Origin of the sequence: Achromobacter sp. SIMBA_011 (genome assembly GCF_046535435.1) — a bacterium.
In the GTDB taxonomy this organism is placed as follows: Bacteria; Pseudomonadota; Gammaproteobacteria; order Burkholderiales; family Burkholderiaceae_B; genus Achromobacter; species Achromobacter dolens.
This window is the reverse complement of record NZ_JAWRWN010000569.1, coordinates 1-266: the sequence shown is the minus strand read 5'-3', so window position 1 is coordinate 266 and position 266 is coordinate 1. Positions and strand designations below refer to the sequence as shown.

Genomic DNA, 266 nt, shown 5'->3' with positions numbered 1-266 from the left:
CTTATATCAACCTGGATTACAAGTTGGTGGCCGTGATGGTCTACGTGCTGGGCATGGCGCTGTTTACAGTGATCATGGGGAACGGTTTCGCGGCATTCCCGGTGATGACCGGCGGCGTCGGCGTGCCGGTGCTGGTCGGTATCTACGGCGGTAACCCGGCGGTGATGGCAGCCATCGGCATGTTCTCCGGCTACTGCGGTACCCTGATGACCCCGATGGCCGCCAACTTCAATATCGTGCCGGCGGCGTTGCTCGAGCTGCCGGAC

Annotated in this window: 1 protein-coding gene; it reads left to right on the top strand. The window is 61.7% G+C overall.

Annotated features, from left to right (window positions below):
- Window positions 1-266 (top strand): 5-oxoproline transporter, DUF979 family subunit (locus SB816_RS32190; RefSeq protein WP_410548269.1); only part of this gene is annotated, 266 nt, incomplete at both ends.